Genomic DNA, 19,821 nt, shown 5'->3' with positions numbered 1-19,821 from the left:
AGCGGAAGGGGACGCCGTGCTACTGGCTCTTCTTTACACGCCCGCTTTGCCCAAACGGAACCCTTCTCCCCGTAAGTTACCGTACTTACAGTTTCGCGTGACCTCCACAGGGGAGGTGTGGGTTGTCCGGCCTCAACTCCCTGACCAGGAGAATCCCGCCCGAACCCTCTTCCGTCAAACCAGGATGCACCAAGCAGAGCCGCGCCGCGTTTCCAGCCCCTCCGGGGTCCCCCGCCCTGGCTGACCCTGATGGACTTCCCCCCACCCCGCCCGCACCCCGTCTCCACGAGGGGCGCGGTCTTTTTCTTCCCGGAGACCCTGCCTTGACCCTACTGCTCCAACAACTCTTCAACGCGCTCGCCCTGGGCGGCGTGTACGCGCTCGTGGCCCTGGGGTTGACCCTGGTGTACGGCGTGATGCGGGTGCCCAACTTCGCGCACGGCGGCCTGTACATGCTGGGGGCGTACTTCACCTACGCCGTCCTGAACGGCCTGGGTGTGGGGTACGTCCCCGCGCTGCTGCTCGCGGCGGTGGCGGTCGCCCTGCTCGCCGCGCTGCTCGAACGGGTGGTGTTCTACCCGCTGCGAAACGCCCCGCACGTCCACTCCATGATCGCCGCCATCGGGGTGCTGTTCTTTCTGGAGGCCGCCGTGCAACTGATCTGGGGGCCGGACTTCAAGCAGATCACCGAGCCGGTGCCGGGCATCCTGAACGCGGGCGGCGTGATTATCACCTGGCAGCGCCTGATCGTGATTCTCGCCTCGCTGCTGGTGATGCTGGGGCTGAACTACTTCCTGAAGCGCACGCTGACGGGCGCGACGATCGAGGCGATGAGCCAGAACCGCGAGGGCGCACGGCTGGTCGGCATCAACGTGAACCGGGTGGGAATGCTTACCTTCGCCATCTCGGGGGCGCTCGCCGCCGCCGCCGCCGCCCTCATCGCGCCCATCATCTCGGTCGCCCCGAGCATGGGCGAGGTGATGAACCTCAAGGTCTTCGCCATCATCATCCTGGGGGGCATGGGCAGCGTGCCGGGGGCCATCGTGGGCGCCTTCCTGCTGGCGTTTGCCGAGGTGTTCGGGGGCTTTTACATCAACCTCGATTTCGCGGACGTGATCGGCTTCGCGGCGCTCGTGATCGTGCTCGCCATCCGGCCCGAGGGCCTGTTCAGGAGGGGGACGTGAACCGCTTCAAACCCGGCCTGCTGGGCTGGCTCATCGTCTTCGCGCTGGCGGCGCTGGTGCCGCTGCTGCGCCCCGGCGGCTACGTCCTCGACGTGGCGATCAACACCATGATCTGGGCGATGCTCGCCTATGGCCTGAACGTGATGCTGGGCTACACCGGGCAACTGCCGCTCGCCCACGCGGGCTTTTTCGGCATCGGCGCCTATGCGGTCGGCATCCTGACGCTGAAGGCAGGCTGGAGCTTCTGGCTGGCCTGGCCCGCCGCGGTCGCCATCTGTGCCCTGGGCGGGTTGCTGCTGGGCCTGGTCGCCTTCCGCACGAAGGGGGACGCCTTCGCCATCTTCACCCTGGGGGTGGGCGTCATCATCTCGCTGATCATCAACAAGTGGGACGCGCTGACGGGCGGGAACGAGGGCCTGAACGGGGTGCCGCCCGCCTCCTCCTTCCTGGGCATCGACTTCTCGAAGGCCGCCAACTTCTACTACGTGGCGCTGGCAGCGCTGGCCCTCACCGTGCTGATCGTGGCGCGGACCCGGGGCAGCGTCTTCGGGCGCTCGCTCGTCGCCATTCGGGGGGGGGAGGACCTGGCGCGGAGTGCCGGAATCGACGTCTATTCCCACAAGCTGCGGGCGCTGATGCTCTCGACGGCGCTGGCGGGGCTGGCGGGCGGCGTGTACGCGGCCTACGTGGGCTTCCTGGGCTCGGGCGTGACCGGGCCGACGACGACCTTCACCGTGCTGCTGTACCTGCTCGTGGGCGGGGTGGGCACGCTGGCGGGGCCGCTGCTGGGCACGGCGCTGATCTTCGTGGCGCTGCAATTCATGAAGGGGCTCCAGGACTACCAGTACATCGTGTTCGGGCCACTCCTGGTGCTGCTCGTCCTGTTCGCGCCGCAGGGGCTGGCGGGGCTGTGGGACCGCGCTCAGGTGCGCCGTGTCCGCGCCCGGACCGAGAGGGCGGTGGACCATGCTTGAGGTCGAGGGGCTGGGCATCCATTTCGGCGGATTGCACGCGGTCCGGGACGTGACCGCCACCATCCCCGCCGGGCGCATCACCGCGATCATCGGGCCGAACGGGGCGGGCAAGAGCACCTTTTTCAACCTGATCTCGGGCTTCTACCAGCCGACTTCCGGGCGCATCCGCTTTCTGGGGGAGGACATCACGCGGCTCAGGACCCATCAAGTCGTGGCCCGCGGCATCGCGCGCACCTTCCAGACGACGACCATTTACAAGGAACTCAGCGTGCTGGACAACGCCATGATCGGCCACCGGGTCCGCACCCGCGCTGGGCTGTTCGACGCCCTGCTGCGGACCGGGCGCGAGCGGCGGGACGAGGCGGAGAGCCGGGGCGGGGCAATGCGGGCGCTGGAACGGGTGGGCCTGGCCGCGCAGGCCGGGCGTCCCGCCGGGGCGCTCACCCAGGAGGGGCAAAAGCGCGTCGGGATAGCGATGGCCCTCGCCTCCGACCCCAAGCTGCTCCTGCTGGACGAGCCCGCCGCCGGGATGAACCCGGAGGAGACGGTGAGCCTGATGGGCCTGATCCGCGACCTGGTGGTCGGTGGCCTGACGGTCGCGCTGGTGGAGCACAAGATGAACCTGGTGATGGGGCTGGCCGACGGCATCATCGTGCTGCACCACGGGCAGAAGATCGCGCAGGGCACCCCGGCGGAGGTCAGCCGCGACCCCGCCGTGATTGAGGCGTACCTGGGCGGGCACGCGCACGGCGGGCAGATGGGGCAAACCGCCAGCCGGGAGGCTCCCCATGCTTGAGGTCCGTGGCCTGAGCGTGAACTACGGCCCCTTCCGGGCACTGCACGACGTGAACCTGACTGTCCAGAAGGGCGAGATCGTGGTCCTCCTGGGCGCGAACGGGGCGGGCAAGAGCACCCTCTTCCGCACCCTGAGCGGGCTGCAGCGGCCCTCGGGGGGCACGGCGACCTGGAACGGCACGCCGCTCACCGGGGGGCGGCCCGAGTTCAACGTGGCGCATGGGGTGGCGCAGTGCCCGGAGGGCCGCCTGCTCTTCCCCGAACTGAGCGTGGAGAAGAACCTGCGGCTGGGGGCCTTCGTCCACCGCCGGGACGCCGCCGGGACCGCCCGGGAGCTGGAGCGGGTGTATGCCCTCTTCCCCATCCTGGTCGAGAAGCGCCACGACGCCGCCGGGAGCCTCAGCGGCGGGCAGCAGCAGATGGTCGCCATCGCCCGCTCGCTGATGGCCCGCCCGCAACTCCTGCTGCTCGACGAGCCCTCGCTCGGCCTGGCCCCGCTGGTGGTCGAGCAGGTGTTCGGGGCGGTGAGGCGGGTGAACGAGGCGGGCGTGAGCGTGTTGCTGGCCGAGCAGAACGCCTTCGCCGCGCTGGGCATCGCGCACCGGGGCTACGTGCTGGAGGGCGGGCGCGTCTCGCTGCAAGGCACCCAGGGCGAGCTGCTGGGCGACGACCGGGTGCGGAGCGCGTACCTGGGGGTGTAGCGGGGAGCGGCAGGGGGGCGGAGGGGCAGCCGCTGGTCCTCCGCCTCCCTCTTTCGGCGGACGACGGCCTGAGATGAGCCTGTCACTCTCGTGAGTATGTTGAGTGACGGGGAGCGGCGGCGGATCGAGGCCGAGGAGCTGGCCGCCGCCCGCGCCCTTCAGGAACGGGAGGAGCGCGCCCGTCACCAGCTCGCCCTGCACGCCTACCGTCAGGAGATTCGTGCTGGCCTGCGCCCGCGGGCCTGGTGGTGGCCGCTGCGCTGGCTGCCGCCGCTCGTGGCCGTCCTCGTCGCCGTGCTCCTGCTGCGTCCCAGCCCCGCTGTCCCCGACGACACCTCGGGCGGCATCGCCAGTTCGGCGCTGATGGACCGTTGCCGCGCGGAGGTGAGCGCCCGGCTGGGGCAGGCGGGGCTCCGGTTCCCCAATGCCCGTGAGGCGGCGGGCCAGTTCTCCGCCAACGCCGACGGCAAACGCTGGGACGGCTGGGTCGCCCTGCCGGACGGCACCCGCACCGACTTCAGTTGCAGTTTCACCGCCGCCGACGGGTCGGTGGAGGCCGAACTCATTCAGGAGGAGACCCCATGAAGCACGTCCTGGCTCTGCTGGCCCTCGGCACGCTTACCCTCGCGGACGCGCAGGCTCCCCGCACCGTCGCCGTGCCGCGACAGCGGGTCAGCCTGACCTGCGCCGACACGTACTGGCGAGCGCCGCGCCAAAACTTCCTGCTTGCCGACGAGACTTACCCGAACTGCGTCCTGCGCCTGCCCCTCACCCTGCGGGAGCGGTGGCCGGGCCCGCGCACCTTCTACCTCATCCCGCGCGTCTCGGCGACCCTGTACGCGAAGGACGGCAAGGGGAACGGCCATTGGCTGCCGCTGGCGCCCCTGGTCAACCGGGGGGACGACCCGCTGCACCGGGCCGTCTCCTCCCGCACCTATGCGGCGGTGGAACTGGGCGGACCGTTCGGCAAACTCGGCGACGTGGCCGGGAAGGACAAACCGGACACCGTCGGCGTCGGGGGCAAGCTCACCGTGTGCGTCGCCCCGGTGCGGCCCGGCGAGGACCCCTGCGTGACCTTCGACATCACCGCCCGGTACCGGGTGTACGGGCGCTGACTACAGCGGGCCGGAGCGGAGTGTAAGCGGGCGTTTACACTCCGCTCCCGCTTTGCTGACAGGGCTTCGCTACACTGCTTCTCAGTCGCCCCGAATGGGCTGAACTCCGGACGAGAGCACCGCCGTACCCGGTCACGACAAGACGGCGCGGGAGGTCTGGTATGGCATGGTTTCTGCTCGTGATCGCGGGGCTGCTGGAAGTCGGCTGGGCCATCGGCCTGAAATACACCCAGGGCTTTACCCGGCCCCTTCCCACCGCCTTGACCCTGCTCAGCATGGTCGCCAGCATGGGGCTGCTGGGCCTGGCGGCCAAGACGCTGCCCATCGGCACGGCGTACGGGGTGTGGGTGGGCATCGGGGCGGTGGGCGCGGCCATCCTGGGGATCGTGCTCTTCCGGGAACCCGTCACCGCCGCGCGGATCGTCTTCCTCGTCCTGATGATCGTCGCCATCGTGGGACTCAAGGCGACGAGCGGGCACTGATACGGTTTCCGTCCCATCCGTGATCGAAGCGGGACAGCGCCGCTTCGATCACTCCTTTCCCCGCAACCCTCAACGTTCCTGCTCGCTCCGCTCGGGTTGAACCGGTTTTGGAACTGTTCAACCGGAATCCGTAGCACAGGTATTGCCTACCTGTTCAGCCGGAACTCGTACGGGGGGCGGGAAACAGGGAGGAGGTGGAGCGCCGCGCCTCCCGGCCACCCCACCCCGGCACGGCACGGGCCTAGCTCTCCGTGAACGCCCCCAGCGAGCGGAACCGCGCGGCCCGCTCCGAGCGCAGCGTCTCGCCATCCAGCCCGGCCAGATCGGCGAGGGATCGGCTGACGGCCTCCCCGACCGCGCGCGCCGCCGCATCGGGGTCGAGGTGCGCGCCGCCGGGCGGCTCGGGAATGACCTCCTCCACGATGCCGAGCTCCAGCAGGTCGGGGGCCGTGAGCTTCAGGGCTTCGGCGGCCTCGGGGGCCTTGGCGGCGTCCTTCCAGATGATGGAGGCGGCGCCCTCCGGCGAGATCACCGAGTACCAGGCGTTCTCCTGAATCAGCACCCGGTTCCCCACCCCGATGGCGAGCGCGCCGCCCGAGCCGCCCTCGCCGATCACGGCGCAGACGGCGGGTACCCGCAGGCGCACCATCCGCCGGATGCTCTCGGCGATGGCCCAGCCCTGGCCGCGCTCCTCGGCCTCGATGCCGGGGTAGGCGCCCTGGGTGTCGATCAGCGACACGACGGGCAGCCCGAAGCGGTCGGCGAGGTCCATCAGGCGCGCGGCCTTGCGGTAGCCCTCGGGGTTGGCGGAGCCGAAGCGGCGCTTGATCTTGCCCTTGGTGTCGCGGCCCTTCTGCTGCATCAGGAGCATGACGGGCGTGCCCATCCAGCGCGCGGGGCCGCCGATCAGGGCGGGGTCGTCGCCGTACGCCCGGTCGCCGTGCAGCTCGGTGAAGTCGGTGCAGAGCCGCTCGACGTAATCGAGCGCGGTGGGCCGCCCCGGCGTCCGGGCAAGTTGCACCCGGTCCCAGCGCGAGAGGTTGGCGCTCCGCTCGGCGCGGAGTCTCTGGACCTCGGCGCGCAGGGGCGTGAGGGCCGCCCCGAGGTCCTGCCCGGTCTCGCGGGCGGTCGCCTCCAGGTCGCGCACCTGCGCCTCGAGCTTGCTCAGGGCGTCGGCGGTCAAGCGCCCACCTCCCGCCGGGTCAGCACGCCGAGCAGCCGGGTGAGGTACATGCGGTGCTCGCGGCGGTCCACCACGTCGTCCACCATGCCGTGCTCCAGCAGGAACTCGGCGCGCTGGAACCCCTCGGGGAGGTGCTGGCGGATGGTCTGCTGAATCACGCGCGGCCCCGCAAAGCCGATCAGCGCGCCCGGCTCGGCCACGATCACGTCCGCGATGGTGGCGAAGCTGGCGGTCACGCCCCCGGTCGTCGGGTCGGTCAGGATGGTGATGTAGGGCAGGCCCCGCGCGGCAAGTTCTTCCAGCGCCACCGTCGTCTTCGCCATCTGCATCAGCGAGAGCGCACTCTCCTGCATCCGCGCCCCGCCGCTCGCCGCGACGAGCACGAGGGGGGTGAACTCCCGGGCCGCATATTCGGCTGCCCGCGCGATCTCCTCGCCCACCACGCTGCCCATGCTGCCGCCGCTGAAGGCGAAGTCCATCACGGCGACGGTGACGGGGATGCCGCCCATCGTCCCGGTGCCCGTCAGGATCGCGTCGGGCTGGCCGGTCTTCGCCTGGGCGCGGGCCAGCCGCTCGGGGTAGGATTCGGTGTCGCGGAAGCCCAGCGGGTCGGTGGGGTGGACCCGGCCCGACTGCTGCACAAAGGAACCCTCGTCGAGCAGCACGCCCAGGCGCCGGCGGGCGTCCAGGCGAAAATGGTGCCCGCACTTGGGGCAGACGAAGCAGTTCGCCTCGAGGTCGCGGTTATACAGCCCCGCCTTGCACTGGGGGCACTGGGTCCACAGGTCCGGCAGCTCGCCCGTGCCCTGCGGCTGGGGGCGGCGCCTGCGGAAAAAACGGTCGAGCGCCATACGCTTCACTCCTCCTGGGGAAAAATGGCTTCCCGGGGCATTCTAGTGGCCCCGGCCCCGATGCGCAGCCCGGCCAGACCCTGAACCGGGTGCAAGCCGGAGGGGAGGCTCAGCGCAGGCGCCGCTTCAGGTAGTCGTCGATCTGCGCGAGTTGCACGTTCAGGTCGCGCTGGAGGGCGTCGATGCGGGCCTCCAGGGCTTCCAGCTCGGGGCCCCGGGTGGGCGCCGTGCCCGGTCCCAGCGCCTTGAAGCGCTCGTCGATGTACGTCTGGAGCTGGGCGAAGCGGCTGCCCTCCTGGCTGTCCAGGCTCACCCGCAGGGCCTCCATGTCGCGCAGCAGCCGGGCGCTGTCCGCCTGGGCGCGCAGGCGCGACACGCCCGCCCAGAAGTAGAAGATCAGCGCGAGCAGCAGCGCCGTCAGCAGCAGGATCAGGCCCAGCGGCACGCCCGTGTACGTCACGAAGCCCAGGCTCAGGGTATGCCCGAACATCAGGGCGTGCCGGTTCAGCACCGCGAAGATGGCGGCGAGAACGACGATGATGATCAGCACGACCGTCCGCATGGGGTGAGCGTAACCCAAGCTCGGCTTTTCCTGAGAGAGGTTGGGTTACGGGAGGATTAAGAAAAGCTGTCAGGGCACGGCTTCGGCGAGCAGGATGCGGAGCTGCCCCTGCAACATTCCTGCCCTGGTCGTATACCCGTACTTCACGGCCCACAGCAGCCGTGCCAGCACGTGCCAGAGGTGAAGGAAACGCAGTTCCTCAAGTGCTTCCCCCAGGGGCAGGCGCCCGTAAAGCCGCAGCACCTCCGCCGCGAAGTCAGGCCCATACTCCCCATACAGGTACAGGAAATCGCGGGCGGGCCGCCCCACGATCATCCCGTTGAAGTCGATGATCCCGGTCGGTCGGCCAGTGTGTGGACCGTACAGGACGTGATCGGTAGACACCTCGCCATGCAGGAGGACCAGGGGCTGGGCCGAGGCGCGGGTCAACCGCAGATACTCGGCCAGCCTGTCCTCCAGCCCGCCGACCAGGGCTTTCTCCGCCTCCGGCCACGACGCAAACGCCCCCAGGTCTTGCCGGTACAGTTCCTCCGCCGAACCGGGAAGCAACTCGTCCTCCTGCATGGCGAAGGGATATTCACTGCTGGGGACGCCTAGACGGGCAGCCTCAGCCGGGTCGAAGGCATGCAGGTGCCCGACGAACGCGCCCAACGTCCCCGCCAGGGCCTGCCGCTGGCCCGGGGCCAGAGCCGCGAACCGTTCCGCCGTGAGTTCCGTGCCGGGAAGGCAGCGGTAGCCGACGTAGGCGAGGCCCGCGAGGTGGCCGTGGTACTCCACCGCCGGGATGGGCAGTGGACTGTCTCCCGCCAGCAGCGGCAGCACGCGCGCCACCCGGTCCAGACACTCCGAGGCCAGGGGGTGCTTGGCGAACAGGAAGAGCCAGGTGTGCTCGGCCAGCAAGGCGCGGCAAGAGTCGCCCTCCCCCGCCGGGGCCACGTCGGGGTGTGGCCGATGCGGAAAGCAGGCCCGCCACACGTCCGAGAGGGAAGAGGACGGCACGAACCGCTCAGTTCACCCGGTCGAGGATGAGTGGCTGGGGCGCCGGGGCCGTCGCGGTGACCGTCAGCCCCTCCTCCAGCAGCGCGCGGGCCGTCTCCAGCCCCCGCCCATTCCGGTGGGAGAGGCGCAGCACGGCCTCTCCCGCCGACACCGCCTCGCCGGGTTTCCTCAGCAGCTCCACCCCCACCCCGTGGTCGATGGCCTCGCCCTTGCGCTCGCGCCCGCCCCCCAGGGCGAGGACGGCCCGCCCTACGGAGAGGGCGTCGATGCGCTCCACGAAGCCGGAGGCCGGGCTCAGCACCTCCGCCCGTCCGGGCGCCACGTCCAGCCGTTCGGGGTGGTCCACCAGTGCCCCGTCCCCCCCCTGGGCGGCGACGAAGGCGCGGAACCGCTCGAGCGCCGAGCCGTCCCGCAACGTCGCGCGGGCGCGGGCCTCCGCTTGGGCCTCGTCCTCCCCGTAGGCCGCGAGCGCCTCCACCGCCAGGGCCACACACAGCTCAGTCAGGTCCTCCGGCCCCTCACCGCGCAGGGTGTAGATGGCCTCCCGCACCTCCAGGCTGTTTCCGGCCATGCGGCCCAGGGGCGCGTCCATGTCGGTGAGCACCGCGCGCACCTGCCGCCCCGCCCGGGTGCCGATGTCCACCATCGCCCGCGCAAGGGCGCGCCCGTCCTCCAGCGTGCGCATAAAGGCCCCCGCCCCCACCTTCACGTCGAGGATGACCGTGTGCGCCCCCGACGCGAGCTTCTTGCTCATGATCGAGGAGGCGATCAAGGGCAGGCAGTCCACGGTGGCGGTCACGTCGCGCAGCGCGTACAGCTTCCCGTCGGCGGGCGCGAGGTCCCTGCTCTGGCCCACCAGCGCGAGGCCGATCTCGCGGGCCTGCGCCAGAAACCGCTCCTCGGGCAGTTCGGGGGTCCAGCCGGGAAAGCTCTCCAGCTTGTCGATGGTGCCGCCCGTGTGCGCCAGGCCGCGCCCACTCATCTTGGCGACGGTCAGGCCCAGGGCCGCCAGCATGGGCGTGAGGATCAGGCTGGTCTTGTCACCCACCCCGCCCGTCGAGTGCTTGTCCACGGTGCGGGGTAGGTTCCCCAGGTTCATCTGATCGCCCGACTCGGCCATCACCAGCGTCAGGTCGGCGGTCTCCCGCGGGGTCATGCCGCGCAGGTACACGGCCATCAGCCACGCGCTGATCTGGTAGTCGGGCACCTCGCCGCGCGTGTACCCCAGCACGAGCCCTTCGAGTTCGGCCCGGGAATGCTCGGCACCGTCGCGCTTCTTGCGGATCAGGTCGGGGATGTTCAGGGCAGAGGTCATACGGCAGTCTAGGCCCCGGGGGAGTTATTGCTCACCCGACTCCCGCGCCCCGTCCGCCCGCTGGCCCGGCCCCGGGTGGTCGTCGCCGCGCTCCTCGGGAGCCGTCCCTCCCCCGCTCCTCCAGCCGATCCTCGCGTGCGTGCCGTCGCAAAAGGGCTTGTTGCCGCTCGCCCCGCAGCGGCACAGGGCCGCCCGGACCTCCCGCACCTCCCCGCCCGGCGTCTGAATCACGAGGTCGCCGCGAATCGCCAGCGGGCCGTCGGTCACCGGGGTGACTGTGGTGGGCCGGTCGGGCAGCTCACCAGGGCCGCCCGCCAGCACGTAATGGAGGGCCCCGGTCGGGCAGGTGCGGACGACCTCCGCCACGCGCTCCGCCGCCGCGTTGCCCGCCTGAATCCAGGGGCGCTCGCGGGGGCGGAACACCTCCGGCAGCCCGCGCACGCAGTTGGCAACGTGGACGCAGCGCGGCGGGTCGTAGTACACGGTCACCCCGTCTCCCGTGTACGCCTTGCCGCGCGCCAGAACGTCATCCGGTGGGGTCGTCTGCGTCATGGTCCAGTGTACGCCCCACCCCAGTGCCGGGCCGCCCAACCCGTCAGGTCCTGACGGGAATCGCCCTTACGCTGGGGGTGGAGGCCCCCATGAGCCAGACATCCACCGCCACGTTCCTCACCCCCGCCGACTTCCTGGCCCACTGGCTGAGCCACCGCCGCCTGACCCGCCGCCTTGTCGAGGCCTTTCCCGAGGACCAGCTCTTCACCTTCACTGCCGCGCCGCCCATGCGCCCCTTCGCGGAGATGGCGTGGGAGATTCACGGCGTGACGGCGTACACGCTGAACGGCCTGGTGACCGGGAACTGGGGCGAGCCGGTCTGGGACGCGCAGCCCGCCCGGACCCGGGAGGCGTTGCTGACCGCGTGGGACGAACTGAGCCGCCGCCTCGAGGCCGAACTGCCGGGCGTTCCCCCCGCCCGCTACGCCCAGGAGCAGCCGCTCGCCTGGGGTCCCATGACCGGGTGGGTCGCCGCCATCGGCGTGGTGGACAACGAGATTCACCACCGGGGGCAGGGCTACGTGTACCTGCGGGCGCTGGGCATCACGCCGCCGGACTTCTGGGCCCGGTGAACCGCCAATGCCCGCGAGGGGGAACTCCATGACCCTGGAGTTCAGCGGCCCGGTGTGGCACTGGGCTGGCCCCGCCCCCTGGTACTTCGTGACCGTTCCCGCAGAGCAGTGCCGCGACCTGCACGCCGCCTCCAAGTTCGTGACGTACGGCTGGGGCATGCTTCCCGTCCGGGTTCGGATCGGCGGGACCGAGTGGACAACGTCCCTGTTTCCCAAGGATGACCGTTACATCGTGCCCGTCAAGGCGAGTGTTCGAAGGGCAGAACAGCTCCAGGAGGGCGACGAGGTGACGGTGCGGCTTGAACTCCGCTCGTGATTCCCGGGCTGTGGATGGAGCTGAACGCACGGCACATGTCCACGCCGACCGGCGGGGTCAGGGGCTGTCCCGCCGTGACAGCCCGGGGCGCAGCAGATGACGGTGGACCGCCCGGTCCTCCCTGCTGGCCTCCCCACGAGTTCAGGCAGGAGGACGTGCCGCTTGCGCGCGAGCCCGCGCACCGTGGAATCCGGGGAAGACCGCCGCCTGACCGGCCCGCGCCCGCAGGGTTTGAAGATCCCCCGGCCGGGCGAGCCCGGCGGGCCTGACCTGCCAGAGGAGACCTCATGAACCAACTTGATCTGCTGCTCGAATCCTTCCGCCGCAACGGGCGGGTGAACGCCGTTCTGCTGGGCACCCTGGCTGACGCTGACCTGGACCTCTCGGACGGGCGGGGCGGGTGGACGGTCGGGCAGCACCTGGGCCACATGGCGCATTTCCGCCTGGACTGGCTCTCCAACATCTCGCCCCCCCACGCCGAGGGTCTGCCCGCCGCCATCGCGCGCGACGGCGAAAGCTTTCGTCTGCGCCTGCGCGACCCCGCCGAACTGGGCCGCGCCTTCGCCATCGGGGACGATGCGGCCCTCGGCGCGGTTCAGGACGCCATCACCTCGGGGCAGCCCTTCGCCGATCCCTGGAACGAGGGGACCTATCCCTCGCACCCGGCGCACTTTCTCCAGCACATCATCGTCCACGACAGCCATCACCGGGGACAAGTCATGGCCCTGCTGCGCCTGGGCGGGCGCCCGAAGGAGCAACTGGACAAGCTGGAAGAACACTGGGCGATCTGGCGGGAGTGAAGGTCGCCCCGGGAGGAACCGATGAACATCCCCGAAACCTACGAGTACCTCGTCCGCGCCCGGCGGGACCTGTGGGCCACGCTGGAGGACGTGCCGGACGAGGTGCTGGCCAGGCCGCTGCTGAACGGCGACCGGTTCCGCTGCATCAAGGACCTGGTGTGGCACATCGCCGAGGTCGAGGACGGCTGGCTGCACGGCGACATCCGGCGGGTACCCCCGGTGCAGGACCATCTGCCCGGGGTGCAGGCTCTCCGAGGCCGTCCCTTCTACGATGACGTGCCGCTCGCCCCCCTGCTGGACTACTGGCTCGCCGTGGAGGAAAGCACCCGGGCCTACCTCGCCCGGCTGGACGCCGCCGAGCTGGCACGTGTCGTGACGGTCGAGGACTGGCCGCCGGAGCACCAACGCTTCCGGGTGGACGGGTTGCTGTGGCACGTGATGATGCACGAGGTCCGGCATACCGCGCAGATTGCCGTGCTGCTCAGGACGCAGGACATCAAGCCGCCGTCCCTCGACCTGCTGTTCTACCTGCCGCCTATACCGTCAGCGCAGAGCGGTTGACGGAAGAAGGGGAGTCATCCTGAGCGGCGTGAGGGGTCCCCCGAGAGCCTGGTGAGGTGACTCGCTCGGCAGGACTCCACTCTTTCGCGCCGGGCAACAGGGCAAACCCCCCGTCTCCGGGGGGCTTTGTCTTTCAGCTTCAGGCTGGGCTTACACGGTGGGCTGCGGTGCGGGCTGCCCCTGGCCGCGCGCCCGGGTCACCGCGTCACGCACCACGTCGCCGGTGATGAGTTCCTGGCTGAGCAGCGCGTCGGCGACCTCGTGCATGGCCTCCGCGTACTCGCTGACCAGGCTCTTGGCCCGCTCGTAGGCGCGGCCCAGGATGCGCTTCACGTCCTCGTCCACGAGCTGCGAGGTGTGTTCGGAAAAGGCCTTGGGCTTCGCCATGTCCTCGCCCAGGAAGACCGGGCCGGAGTCGGTGGTGAGCGCCATGTTCTTGAAGTTGTCGCCCATGCCCCACTCCAGCACCATCTTGCGGGCGATGTTCGTCGCCTTGCGGAAGTCGTCGGCGGCCCCGCTCGTGACGCTGCCGATAAAGACCTCCTCGGCGGCGCGGCCCCCCAGCGAGACGACGAGCTGGTTTTCCAGCCGCTCCCGGCTCATCAGCGCCCGCTCCTCCGGCAGGTAGAAGGCGGCGCCGAGCGCGCGGCCACGCGGGATGATGGAGACCTTCTGGAGCTTGTCGCTGCCGGGGATGACGGCGGCGGTCACGGCGTGCCCCGCCTCGTGGTAGGCGATGGCCTTTTTCTCCTCGGGGCTGATCGTCAGCGAGGAGTTCTCCAGGCCGAGCGTGATCTTGTCGAGCGCCCGGTAGAAGTCGCTCATGTCGATCTGGGTCTTGCCGAGCCGCGCGGCCTCCAGGGCGGCCTCGTTCGTCACGTTCTTGAGGTCCGCGCCCGAGAAGTAGGGCGTGCTCTTGGCGATCTCGGGCACGTCCACGCCGGGGGCGAGGGGCTTGTTCCGCAGGTGGACCTTCAGGATGGCCTCGCGCTCCTTGAGGTTGGGGAGGTCGATGGTCACCTGGCGGTCGAAGCGGCCCGGGCGCAGCAGCGCGGGGTCGAGGACATCCGGGCGGTTCGTCGCGGCGAGGACGATCACGCTGCTCGTCTTGTCGAAGCCGTCCATCTCGGAGAGGATCTGGTTGAGGGTCTGCTCGCGCTCGTCGTGGCCGCCGCCGATGCCCGCGCCGCGCTTGCGCCCGATGGAGTCGATCTCGTCGATGAACATGATCGCCGGGGCACTCTTGCGGGCGTCCTCGAAGAGGGTGCGGACACGGCTCGCGCCCACACCCACGAACATCTCCATGAATTCGGACGCGCTGACGCTGAAGAAGGGCACGTCTGCCTCGCCCGCGATGGCCCGCGCGAGCAGGGTCTTACCGGTGCCGGGAGGCCCCACGAGGAGCACGCCCTTCGGGATCTCGGCGCCGATCTGGTGGTACTTGCCGGGGTTTTTCAGGAAGTCCACGACCTCGATGAGTTCGCGCTTGGCCTCCTCGTGCCCGGCCACGTCGGTGAACTTGGTCTGGACGCGGTTTTCCTTGCCGTACTTCTTGGCCCGGCTCTGCCCGAACTGCATCACGCCGTTCTGACCGCCCTGCGCGCGCATGAAGAAGAAGTACATCATGCCGAACAGCAGGATGATGGGCAGGAAGTTCAGCAGGATGCCCAGCCACTGGCTCGCCTGCTCGAAGCGGTAGTTGACGCCCTGCGCCTCAAGCTGGCCTATCAGCCCGCTGTCGGGCGTGGCCTGGTTGCTGGGCAGCCGGACGGTGAAGTCGGTGACCGGCCGGGGCTGCGCGGCGCCGTTCACGTCGACCGTGGTGGGTTCCTTCAGCGTGACGCGCGCCACGTTTTCCTGCACGACGACCCGCTCGATCCTGCCCTGTTCGAGCAGGTTCTTGAACACGTTGTAATTGACACTGGCCCGCCCGCTCATGGGTGCCTGAGAGAACATCAGGAACAGCGCCAGAACGAACAGGACGATCAGCCAGGGATTGAGCCGCCTCAAGTGTGGTCCTCCGGGGGAGAAAGGGTTCGATCGGGACGGCAGCCGTCCCACCGGACTTGAGTGTACCAGACTCAAGGTACCCAGGCGTAGCGGGCGTCACAGAGGCGCTTGAGCGGACCTACAGAAAGGAGGGGCCGCGAGCAGCGCGCCTACGGGACGGGCAACAGGGCCGACTCCCCTACAGACGTGACGAGGCAGCAGAGGCGCGCTGAAGGTTCAGGACGAGACCCCGCGGCAGGATGGCCCCGAGCGCAACGCGGCATCCCCAACCCAGGCCCGCGCTGCCTGCGGCTCGGGAAGGGGAGCGCGTCATGCTCACCCCGACCCCTTTCCCGTTCAGCAAGTCGTCCCCACGCCGGACGCAGGCGTCACGCGCGTGGCAGCCCAGGCCGCAGACCGTGCCCCGAACCTGACGCCCCTTCCCTCCCCGCGCTATTCTGAGGGGTGATGATCGATGTCGCCACCACCTGGCAGCAGGCTTGCTCGGCGCTCGCGGGGGGCGACTATGACGTGGCGTTCAGCGTGCTGGAAGGGGCCATGGGGGAAGCCCGCAGGCCCGAGCGGGCGCGGCTCGCGCTGTACCTCGCCAGCGTCCACGCCCTGTACGGCGACGCCGCCACCACCGAGGTCGGCTCCGCCCTGCGCGAGGCCCGCACCCTGAACCCTGCCCTGCGCGAGGACCCGCTGTACCTCGCCCTGAGTGCCGAACTCGATGCCCGCACGCATGGCCCCGATGCCGCGCCCCCCCCGCCCGCCGCGCGTGAGGCCGCCGACCCCCTGGCGCGCTATCACGCGATTGCGGCCCTCGCCCTGGCCGAGCAGCCCCAGGCGGCGCTCGACATCCACCTCCCGGTGGCAGAACTGCCCGAACACCTGCGCTGGCGGCTCAGGAGCTGGCAGGCCGACAGCGAGGAACAGCTCGGGCATCTTCAGGAGGCGGCGCACCTGTACGCGGAGGCGGCGCACCACGCGGGGGGCCTCAACCGGGCGATCATGCTCCAGGAGGGCGCGGCGCTGCTGCTGCAACTCGGCCAGCCGCAGGAGGCGGGGGCCGCCCTCGACCAGGCCCGCCCCCTCTACACCGGCCACGACCCCGAGGAGGGCCTGAACCTCGCCACCTGGCACTACCTCCAGGCGCAGGCGCTGCTCAACCTGGGCAAGCCCGAGGAGGCGCTCTCCAGCATCCGCGAGGCCGACCGGCTGGAGCGGGCCCACGGCGACCCCAGCTACGGTGTCGCCCTCGTGTGGGGCCAGGTGATGACGCACCTCGGCCAGCACGAGGAGGCCCTGCGGCACTTCGAGCGGGCGCTGACGCTCGCCACGGACGCCGACCGGCCCTATGCGCTCCACGAACTCGGGGTGGCTCTCCTCGACCTCGACCGCCCGGTGGAGGCCCGCGAGCGGCTGGAGGCCGTCTTGCAGGAGCCGGACTACCCCTACGCGCCCGAAGTCCTGGCCGACCTCGCCGAGTGCGACTACCGGCTGGGGCGACTCCAGGAAGCGCAGACCGCCGCTGAGCAGGCACTCGCGCAGGGGGCGGTCGTGCCCGCCAGCCTGGTGCTCGGCAGCGTGGCGCTCGACTACTACCACCTCGACGAGGCGCTCGACCATTACGAGCGGGTGGTGCGCGAGGCGGCCCCCCACAGCCGCGACTGGATCACCGGGCACCAGATGGCCGCCGACGTGATGGCCCAGCAGGGCTTCCGCGACCCCGCCGCCGCCTACGCCCACGCCCAGCAGGCGCTGGAATACACCCCGGAGAGCGACGACTGGTACGGCACCTTGCAGGATTATCTGACCAAGGCCCAGGCGTTGATGGGCGAGAAGAGCGGGCGGATGCTGAACTGAGGGGAGGCCGGGCAGTGGGATGCCCGGCCTCTCCCCCTTCTCAGTCGAGGAACGTGACGAACCGCGCGCCCGGCGCCTCGCCCTCGGTGTTCATCAGAACCCGGTGCCAGCCGGGCAACCAGAGGGTCGCGTGGTCGGGGTGGCGGACCTCGCCGCGCACGTACAGCTCCGGGTTCCGCACCCGCGTCTCCCAGTTCCAGGTCCGGGCGTTGGGGTTGCGCCGGATCAGGTGCTCGTACTGAGCGGGCGTGAGGGGTTGGCGGTGGCGGCGGGAGACATAGACCGTCTCACCACCGAGACGGGCCGCCTCGGCACAAATGTGTGCCTTGCTGCCGTTCCCGCGTGAGAGGGGTTCGTTGCGGCGCAGGCGCTCGGAAGGAACGACCACCTCAGGCACAGGCACGAAGAACCACTCGCCCTGCCGCAGGGAAGCCGCATTGTGACGGCGCAGGCGGTGGCGGGGCCGCACACCCAGGCGATCCTCCTCGGCGCGGACGGCGGCGGGCTTGAGGGCGCGCATGGCCGTGATCACGTCGCGCACCCCCTCGCCCGGCACGGCGGCGGTGAAGAGATGGCGCTCGTCGAAGCCGCACAGGAACTTGTCCTTGCGCCCCGGCGTGCGGGCCAGCAGCAGGAGTTGCCGCAGCCCCGGCTGCACGTCGAGGACGCTCAGCTCGGGGGCGCCGTCCTGGGGCAGCCGCACCAGGAAATGTTCGCCGCGGCGGTCACGCGCCACGTCGATGTCGAACGTCGGGAGCGGAACGCCCCGGCGGGAGAGGGCCGGAACGACCTTCACACGCTGTTCAAGCCGCGCGAAGGACCGCTCCAGACTGGGGGACATGCCCATAAGAACCTCGGGAAGACCGGGAGAGGGCGAAAGCTGGGGCCGACTCGGAACTGACTTTTCGGGACATGGGGACACCTCCAGGCTGGATTTGCTACCCGCCCAGGGTAAAAGGGAACCCGCCGCCCCACATGCGCCACGTGGCGGGGCGGCGGGCTGGGTGAAATGGCGGAGGGATCAGCCCTTCAGCGCCGCTCCCAACACCTCCGCCACAACCTTCGGGTCCGCCTTGCCCCCGGTCGCGCGCATCACCTGGCCGGTGAAAAAACCCATCAGGCCCGTCTTGCCGCCCCGGTACGCCTCCACCTTGTCGGGGTTCGCCGCCATCACCTCGCGGATGGCCGCTTCAATCGCCCCCGTGTCCGTCACCACGCGCAGGCCCTCGCGCTCGACGATGGCGGCGGGCGCCTCCCCGGATTCGGCGGCGCGGGCGAGGACTTCCTTGGCGATGCGGGTGCTGATCTGCCCCCCCGCCAGGAGCGCGGCGAGCGCGGGCAGGTCGGAGGCTGAGAGGCGGCTCTCGCCCGAACGTAGGCCCGGCGCCAGATCGTTCACGGTCCAGGCAGCGACCTGCGCGGCGTGTTCCCCGGCGTTCGCCCCGGAGAAGAACTCCCTCAGAACGGCGTCTCGCGCGAGTGTGCGCGCGTCCGCCTCCGCCACGCCCTGAGCGGTCAGGCGGGCGACCTCGGCCTCCTGCTCGGGGGTGAGGGGGGCGGCCTGAGGTCTGGGACCTGCGGCCTGGGGGGCTTCAACCTTCGGCGCCTCAGCTTTCGGCTTGCTGCCTTCGGCCTTCTGCTCCTTCGCCCACGTGTCCTTGAGGGTCATGATCCGCCCGAAGACGAGTGCTCCCTCCCGGCTGTCCACCGGGTCGCGCCAGAAGTAGCCCTGCCGCTCGAACTGGTAGCGGGTCTCGGCGGGGTCATGCGCCACGCTGGGTTCCACGAAGCCGCGCGTCACCCGCAGGCTGTGGGGGTTGAGGAACCGCAGAAAGCCCGTGTCCACCGGGACCGCCTCGTTCTCGTGGCTCATGCGCTCAGGGTCGAAGGGCGGGAGGATGTCGTCGGGGTTGTCGCCCTCGGGGTGGGGCACCCGGAAGAGGCGGTCGTACAGGCGGAACTCGGCGGGCAGGGCGTGCTCCGCGCTGACCCAGTGGATCACCCCGGCGGCCTTCGCGTCGTTGCCGAGCAGGGTGGCGTGGATCGCCATGACGTTCCCGGCCTCGTCCGTCTCCACCTCATCCGCCCGGATGATGCCCGCGCCGCGCAGCCGCACCGTGCCGCCCCGCGTCAGCCGCTTGTACCCCTTCGGGGGATCGAGGGAAAAGTCCTCGCGCTCGATGTACAGCTCGCGGGTGAGGGGCACGTCGCGCACCGCCTGCTCAGGTGAAACTCGCTCACCCGTGGGCAGGGCCACCCGACCATCCGGCGAGTCGCGGATCACGTCGTGGGGCCAGTACGGGAGGGAGAGGAGGCGCGTCTCGCCCGACTCCACGTTGCTCAGTATCACCCTCACAGGGTCGAGGACCGCCATCACGCGGGGCGCCTTGTGGTTCAGGTCGTCCCGAACGGCGTGCTCGTAGAGGGCGATGTCCACCGTGCGGTTCGTGCGGCTCACCCCGATCTGGGAGGCGAAGGTGCGAATGGCCCCGGCGGTCACGCCCCGCCGCCGCTGCGCCGCGATGGTGGGCATCCGCGGGTCATCCCAGCCGGTCACGAAGCCTTCCTCGACGAGTCGGCGCAGCTTGCGCTTGCTCACGATGGTGTACTCCAGGCTCCGGCGCCCGAATTCGTACTGGTGCGGGCGAGGCCCCCCGGCGAAAAGCTGCTCCATCAGCCAGTCGTAGATCGCGCGGTTGTCCACGTACTCCAGGCTGCACAGGCTGTGCGTGACCCCTTCCATCGCGTCCTGGAGGGGGTGCTGGAAGTCGTACATCGGGTAGATGCACCAGTCGTTCCCCGTGCGGTAGTGCTCGGCGTACATGATGCGGTACAGCACCGGGTCGCGCAGCTTCATGTTGGGGTTTGAGAGGTCGATCTTCGCCCGCAGGACGTGTTCACCCTCCCGGAACTCGCCCGCGCGCATCCGGCGGAAGAGGTCGAGGTTCTCCTCCGGGGTGCGGTCCCGGTAGGGGCTCGGCGTGCCGGGCGTGTCCACGGT

The 19,821-nt window shown here is 70.3% G+C and carries 21 protein-coding genes and 1 riboswitch; of the genes, 12 read left to right on the top strand and 9 right to left on the bottom strand.

The features are described 5' to 3' along the window. Positions 1 to 323 precede the first annotated feature (323 nt). From DAERI_RS14700 to sugE, 7 genes are all read left to right on the top strand, one after another. Positions 324 to 1,184, top strand: a complete 861-nt coding sequence (locus DAERI_RS14700; protein WP_103130193.1) for a branched-chain amino acid ABC transporter permease — start codon at positions 324 to 326, stop codon at positions 1,182 to 1,184. Then, positions 1,181 to 2,158, top strand: coding sequence for a branched-chain amino acid ABC transporter permease (locus DAERI_RS14695; RefSeq protein ID WP_103130192.1), 978 nt, complete (start codon positions 1,181 to 1,183; stop codon positions 2,156 to 2,158). Before DAERI_RS14700 ends, DAERI_RS14695 begins: the two co-directional genes overlap by 4 nt. Then, the gene (locus tag DAERI_RS14690) at positions 2,151 to 2,954 is read left to right on the top strand and encodes an ABC transporter ATP-binding protein (protein WP_103130191.1); all 804 of its coding nucleotides are present in this window, start codon (positions 2,151 to 2,153) and stop codon (positions 2,952 to 2,954) included. The genes DAERI_RS14695 and DAERI_RS14690 overlap by 8 nt, the downstream gene beginning before the upstream one ends. Beyond that, positions 2,947 to 3,654: an ABC transporter ATP-binding protein gene (locus DAERI_RS14685; RefSeq protein WP_103130190.1), complete on the top strand. Its 708-nt coding sequence runs from the start codon at positions 2,947 to 2,949 to the stop codon at positions 3,652 to 3,654. The genes DAERI_RS14690 and DAERI_RS14685 overlap by 8 nt, the downstream gene beginning before the upstream one ends. Positions 3,655 to 3,750: 96 nt before the next feature. Further along, positions 3,751 to 4,239, top strand: coding sequence for a hypothetical protein (locus tag DAERI_RS14680; RefSeq protein ID WP_103130189.1), 489 nt, complete (start codon positions 3,751 to 3,753; stop codon positions 4,237 to 4,239). Then, positions 4,236 to 4,769, top strand: a complete 534-nt coding sequence (locus DAERI_RS14675) for a hypothetical protein (RefSeq protein ID WP_103130188.1) — start codon at positions 4,236 to 4,238, stop codon at positions 4,767 to 4,769. Before DAERI_RS14680 ends, DAERI_RS14675 begins: the two co-directional genes overlap by 4 nt. Positions 4,770 to 4,850: 81 nt before the next feature. Then, a riboswitch (guanidine-III (ykkC-III) riboswitch) is annotated at positions 4,851 to 4,921 on the top strand. A 9-nt stretch (positions 4,922 to 4,930) separates the two neighbouring features. Beyond that, positions 4,931 to 5,251 carry a quaternary ammonium compound efflux SMR transporter SugE gene (sugE, locus tag DAERI_RS14670; protein ID WP_103130187.1) on the top strand — a complete coding sequence of 107 codons (321 nt, stop codon included), beginning with the start codon at positions 4,931 to 4,933 and terminating at the stop codon, positions 5,249 to 5,251. Positions 5,252 to 5,492: 241 nt separating this feature from the next. On the opposite strand, the gene DAERI_RS14665 is transcribed toward sugE, so the two are convergent. From DAERI_RS14665 to DAERI_RS14640, 6 genes are all read right to left on the bottom strand, one after another. Further along, positions 5,493 to 6,434 (bottom strand): acetyl-CoA carboxylase carboxyltransferase subunit alpha, encoded by a 942-nt coding sequence (locus tag DAERI_RS14665; RefSeq protein WP_103130186.1) that lies wholly within the window; start codon positions 6,432 to 6,434, stop codon positions 5,493 to 5,495. Beyond that, positions 6,431 to 7,285, bottom strand: coding sequence for an acetyl-CoA carboxylase, carboxyltransferase subunit beta (gene accD, locus DAERI_RS14660; protein WP_103130185.1), 855 nt, complete (start codon positions 7,283 to 7,285; stop codon positions 6,431 to 6,433). Before accD ends, DAERI_RS14665 begins: the two co-directional genes overlap by 4 nt. A gap of 109 nt (positions 7,286 to 7,394) precedes the next feature. Continuing rightward, positions 7,395 to 7,847 carry a hypothetical protein gene (locus DAERI_RS14655; RefSeq protein ID WP_103130184.1) on the bottom strand — a complete coding sequence of 151 codons (453 nt, stop codon included), beginning with the start codon at positions 7,845 to 7,847 and terminating at the stop codon, positions 7,395 to 7,397. A gap of 69 nt (positions 7,848 to 7,916) precedes the next feature. Further along, positions 7,917 to 8,846: a phosphotransferase family protein gene (locus DAERI_RS14650; protein WP_103130183.1), complete on the bottom strand. Its 930-nt coding sequence runs from the start codon at positions 8,844 to 8,846 to the stop codon at positions 7,917 to 7,919. A 7-nt stretch (positions 8,847 to 8,853) separates the two neighbouring features. Then, positions 8,854 to 10,161, bottom strand: a complete 1,308-nt coding sequence (locus tag DAERI_RS14645) for a thymidine phosphorylase (protein ID WP_103130182.1) — start codon at positions 10,159 to 10,161, stop codon at positions 8,854 to 8,856. A gap of 24 nt (positions 10,162 to 10,185) precedes the next feature. Beyond that, positions 10,186 to 10,713: a (4Fe-4S)-binding protein gene (locus DAERI_RS14640; protein WP_103130181.1), complete on the bottom strand. Its 528-nt coding sequence runs from the start codon at positions 10,711 to 10,713 to the stop codon at positions 10,186 to 10,188. 89 nt (positions 10,714 to 10,802) lie between these two features. On the opposite strand from DAERI_RS14640, the gene DAERI_RS14635 reads away from it, so the two are divergent. From DAERI_RS14635 to DAERI_RS14620, 4 genes are all read left to right on the top strand, one after another. Next, positions 10,803 to 11,285 carry a DinB family protein gene (locus tag DAERI_RS14635; RefSeq protein WP_103130180.1) on the top strand — a complete coding sequence of 161 codons (483 nt, stop codon included), beginning with the start codon at positions 10,803 to 10,805 and terminating at the stop codon, positions 11,283 to 11,285. Between the two features lie 28 nt (positions 11,286 to 11,313). Continuing rightward, positions 11,314 to 11,601 carry a DUF1905 domain-containing protein gene (locus tag DAERI_RS14630; RefSeq protein WP_103130179.1) on the top strand — a complete coding sequence of 96 codons (288 nt, stop codon included), beginning with the start codon at positions 11,314 to 11,316 and terminating at the stop codon, positions 11,599 to 11,601. 287 nt (positions 11,602 to 11,888) lie between these two features. Further along, positions 11,889 to 12,401 (top strand): DinB family protein, encoded by a 513-nt coding sequence (locus DAERI_RS14625; RefSeq protein ID WP_103130178.1) that lies wholly within the window; start codon positions 11,889 to 11,891, stop codon positions 12,399 to 12,401. A gap of 21 nt (positions 12,402 to 12,422) precedes the next feature. Continuing rightward, entirely contained in the window at positions 12,423 to 12,962 is a 540-nt protein-coding gene (locus DAERI_RS14620) for a DinB family protein (protein WP_103130177.1), read from the top strand. Positions 12,963 to 13,112: 150 nt separating this feature from the next. Here the strand turns inward: DAERI_RS14620 and ftsH are convergent, their stop codons facing one another. Next, positions 13,113 to 14,972 (bottom strand): ATP-dependent zinc metalloprotease FtsH, encoded by a 1,860-nt coding sequence (gene ftsH / locus DAERI_RS14615; RefSeq protein WP_103130176.1) that lies wholly within the window; start codon positions 14,970 to 14,972, stop codon positions 13,113 to 13,115. Positions 14,973 to 15,419: 447 nt separating this feature from the next. Between ftsH and DAERI_RS14610 the strand changes: the two genes are divergently transcribed. Beyond that, a complete protein-coding gene (locus DAERI_RS14610) occupies positions 15,420 to 16,820 on the top strand; it encodes a tetratricopeptide repeat protein (protein WP_165794225.1) in 1,401 nt (466 codons plus the stop codon). Positions 16,821 to 16,860: 40 nt separating this feature from the next. Here the strand turns inward: DAERI_RS14610 and DAERI_RS14605 are convergent, their stop codons facing one another. Continuing rightward, complete coding sequence (locus DAERI_RS14605; protein WP_201262771.1) at positions 16,861 to 17,661, bottom strand: hypothetical protein; 801 nt, start codon at positions 17,659 to 17,661, stop codon at positions 16,861 to 16,863. 180 nt (positions 17,662 to 17,841) lie between these two features. Further along, positions 17,842 to 19,821, bottom strand: a 1,980-nt coding sequence (locus tag DAERI_RS14600; protein ID WP_103130174.1) for a glutamine--tRNA ligase/YqeY domain fusion protein, incomplete at its 5' end; no start/stop codon positions are given.

It is taken from the genome of Deinococcus aerius (genome assembly GCF_002897375.1).
GTDB lineage: Bacteria > Deinococcota > Deinococci > Deinococcales > Deinococcaceae > Deinococcus > Deinococcus aerius.
The sequence above is the reverse complement of the archived record's forward strand: the minus strand, read 5'-3'. Positions and strand labels throughout refer to the sequence as shown.